Annotated in this window: 3 protein-coding genes; all 3 read right to left on the bottom strand. The window is 72.4% G+C overall.

Annotation, left to right across the window (positions count from 1 at the left end):
• Positions 1 to 60: 60 nt before the first annotated feature.
• On the bottom strand, positions 61 to 684 hold the full coding sequence (locus L7D48_RS27210) for a hypothetical protein (RefSeq protein ID WP_237883504.1): 624 nt from the start codon (positions 682 to 684) through the stop codon (positions 61 to 63).
• Entirely contained in the window at positions 681 to 1,820 is a 1,140-nt protein-coding gene (locus tag L7D48_RS27205) for a ParA family protein (protein ID WP_237883502.1), read from the bottom strand. The genes L7D48_RS27210 and L7D48_RS27205 overlap by 4 nt, the downstream gene beginning before the upstream one ends.
• A gap of 508 nt (positions 1,821 to 2,328) precedes the next feature.
• Positions 2,329 to 3,444, bottom strand: a complete 1,116-nt coding sequence (gene ald, locus L7D48_RS27200; RefSeq protein ID WP_237883506.1) for an alanine dehydrogenase — start codon at positions 3,442 to 3,444, stop codon at positions 2,329 to 2,331.
• Between the last annotated feature and the right edge of the window lie 297 nt (positions 3,445 to 3,741).

Raw genomic sequence — 3,741 nt, 5'->3', positions numbered from 1 at the left:
GGGGGGTCGGCGCGGGGTCGTCGGCGGTCGGCATCGCGGGGCAGGCTACCGCCCCGCGGGTCAGCGGCCGCGCAGGCGGCGCACCAGGATGCTCGCGTCGCCGCGCGCCTCCAGGTCCGCGAGGACCACGGCGACCGCCTCGCGGACGATCCGACCGCGGTCCACGGCCAGGCCGTGCTCGCCGCGGAGCACCAGCCGGGCGTGCTCGAGGTCCATCAGTTCCTCGGCGGAGACGTAGACCGTGATCTTCTCGTCGTGGCGCTCGCGCCCGCTGGGGCGCCGGGCCGCGGGCCTGCCGCGCCGGGGCGCCGCGGCGCCCACGGCCGTACGGCCCCTGCCCTGGCCCCGGGCCGCGCCCGCGGCGGGCTGGGCCGGGGGCTGGCCGGCGGCCCGGCGGGCCTCCGCCGTGTCGCGGCCGCCGCGCCCGGCGTTCTGGCCGGGCACCGGGGGCTGCCGGGATTCGCGGCCGCCGGTCTCCGGGGCTCCGGCGGCACCCGCCGTACGCTCCGGGCCCTCGCCGTCGCCCGCGGGGGCGTGGTCTCCCGCGGCGCCCTGCTCGCCCGCCGGGGCGGGGAGCCGGGCGGCGGCGGAAGCGTCGCCGCCGGTGTGCTGCTGGGGGGTCGACGGCTGGACCGGGGACCCTCCGGTGGAACGGAACAGTTCGTCGGCTGCCGGGAGACTCACTCGGCGTGGCACCGGGCGAGCACCTCCCTGGCGAGCTGGCGGTAGGCGGCGGCACCGACGGAGTTGGAGGCGTAGGTGGTGATCGGCTCCCCGGCGACCGTGGTCTCCGGGAAGCGGACCGTGCGCCCGATGACGGTGTGGTACACGTTGTCGTCGAACGCCTCGACCACGCGCGCGAGCACCTCCCTGCTGTGCACGGTGCGCGAGTCGTACATCGTCGCCAGGATGCCGTCGAGCTCCAGTTCCGGGTTGAGCCGCTCCTGGACCTTCTCGATCGTCTCGGTCAGCAGCGCCACCCCGCGCAGCGCGAAGAACTCGCACTCCAGCGGCACGATCACCTTGTGCGCCGCGGTCAGCGCGTTGACGGTGAGCAGGCCGAGCGACGGCTGGCAGTCGATGACGATGAAGTCGTAGTCGGGCAGCAGCGGCGTCAGGGCGCGCTGGAGCGTCGACTCGCGGGCGACCTCGCTGACGAGCTGCACCTCGGCCGCGGACAGGTCGATGTTGCTGGGCAGCAGGTCCATGCCCGCCACGGCCGTCTTCAGCAGCACCTCGTCCGCCGACATGCCCCGCTCCATGAGCAGGTTGTAGACGGTCAGGTCCAACTCCATCGGGTTGACCCCGAGGCCGACGGAGAGGGCGCCCTGGGGGTCGAAGTCCACCAGCAGCACCCGGCGGCCGTACTCGGCGAGCGCGGCGCCCAGGTTGATGGTCGAGGTGGTCTTGCCCACCCCGCCCTTCTGGTTGCACATCGCGATGATCTTCGCCGGGCCGTGCTCGGCGACCGGGCCCGGGATCGGGAAGTACGGCAGCGGCCGGCCCGTGGGCCCGATGCGCTCACGGCGCTGGCGGGCGGCGTCGGGCGCGAGGGTGGCCGCGTACTCGGGGTCGGGCTCGTACTCCGCGTCGGGGTCGTAGAAGTGCCCCTCGGGGAGTTCCTCGTAGTGGGGGTCCGCGTGGTCGGCCGGCCGGCCGGTCTCGCCGCCCCTGCGGTCGGCGGCCATGGCGTTCGCTCGGTGGCCGTCCATGCTCTGATTGGCTGTCATGCTCGCCTGGTTCTGGTGGGCTGCGAAAGTCTGGACAGCGACGGAGCCGACGGCTTCGAGTCCCGAGGGGGCTTCGCCCCGCGAAGGCATTCCCGGTCGTCCACCTGGGGGAGTAAATGTCGACTCATTCACAAGTCGTCCTACCTCCTTGGTGACCAGGAAACTTCTAGACAGGTCAGCGTGGCACCATGCCGATGATTGGCGACTCTATGGCGTGTCGGCCGTCCGCAGCAACACAATCCGCCGCAGACGGCCGGATGTGTCGGCAACCATGTACCCGTCTGTCAAGGGTGTAACAGCCGCGCGGACGGGGTCTTCCGGGGGCGCGAAAGGGGCGAAGTACGACGATCGCGGCGAGTTGACGCCGCGTCGGCCCGGCGCGGACCCCGCATCGGGGCCGAACCTCCGGTCACACGAGGGAAACCGCCGGCCGGACCCCGGGAGGCCCGGGGTCCGGCCGGTGGAACGGCGGTGACGGTGTTGACGGGTGATGTTGACGCACACCGTTGACCGTCACCGGCACTTCATATGACGACTTGTCTACTCCGTCGGCAGCCCGCCGACCGGCCGGCCCGACCGCCGGCCGGCCACCGGGCCGTCAGCCGAGCAGCGAGGCCGGCTCGCGCACCGGCAGCCCGTGCGCCTCGGCGACCGGGCCGTAGGTGACCTCGCCGTCGTGGACGTTGAGGCCCCTGGCGAGCACGGGGTCGCGGCGCAGGGCGTCGCGCCAGCCGTGGTTGGCCAGCTCGACGATGTACGGCAGCGTGGCGTTGGTCAGCGCGTACGTCGAGGTGCTCGGCACCGCGCCGGGCATGTTGGCGACGCAGTAGAAGACCGAGTCGTGGACGGCGAAGGTCGGCTCCGCATGGGTGGTGGGGCGCGAGTCCTCGAAGCAGCCGCCCTGGTCGATCGCGATGTCCACCAGGACACTGCCCGGCTTCATCCGCGACACCAGCTCGTTGGTGACCAGCTTCGGCGCCTTGGCGCCCGGGATCAGCACCGCGCCGACGACCAGGTCGGCGTCGAGGACGGCCTTCTCCAGCTCGTACGCGTTGGATGTGATCGTCCGCACCCGGGTGCCGAAGATCCGGTCGGCCTCGCGCAGCTTGCGCACGTCCTTGTCGAGCAGGGTGACGTGGAAGCCCATGCCGACGGCGATCTGGGTGGCGTTCCAGCCCGAGACGCCGCCGCCTATGACCACGGCACGGCTCGGCGCGACGCCCGGCACGCCGCCGGGCAGCACTCCGCGGCCGCCGGCCGAGCGCATCAGGTGGTACGCGCCCACCTGCGGGGCGATCCGGCCCGCCACCTCCGACATGGGCGCCAGCAGGGGCAGCGCGCGGTCGGCTGTCTCCACCGTCTCGTAGGCGATGGCGGTGGTGCCCGAGCGCAGCAGCGCGTCGGTGCACTCGCGGGACGCGGCCAGGTGGAGGTAGGTGAACAGCGTCTGGTCCTTGCGCAGCCGGTGGTACTCCTCGGCGACCGGCTCCTTGACCTTCAGCAGCAGTTCGGCGGTGGCCCACACCTCGTCGGCGCTGTCCAGGATGACGGCGCCGGCCTCGGCGTACTCCCGGTCGGGGATGGAGGAGCCCTCGCCGGCGCTCCGCTCCACGTAAACCTGGTGCCCGTTGCGTACGAGCTCGTGCACACCGGCCGGGGTGATGGCCACGCGGAACTCGTTGTTCTTGACTTCGCGGGGGATGCCGACCTTCACGTCGATCACGGTCCTTGTCTCATGGGGGTGTCATGGTTGCGGAATGGACCGGGGCCCACCCCACCGCACCGGTACATGGGGTAAATGTCGGATGCGGTCGAGCGGCCGCAGCTCGGCCAGTTTAATGAAGGGTTTCTCCCTGTCCAGCCTTGCAAAGGGTCAATTTTTGCGAGGATCGCTGTCTATTTCGCAGGCCGACTGCCGCTCTCGGCGGCGCGCGGGGCTTCCTCCAGCATCCACCGCGCCACCGCGGGACGCGAACGGGCGCCGTCTCCCCCGCCCGGCTCCGTGCCCCCG

The sequence above is a fragment of the Streptomyces sp. ICN903 genome, assembly GCF_022015835.1.
Classification (GTDB): domain Bacteria; phylum Actinomycetota; class Actinomycetes; order Streptomycetales; family Streptomycetaceae; genus Streptomyces; species Streptomyces fenghuangensis.
Note: the sequence above shows the minus strand (reverse complement) of the source record. Positions and strands in the feature narration are given on the sequence as shown.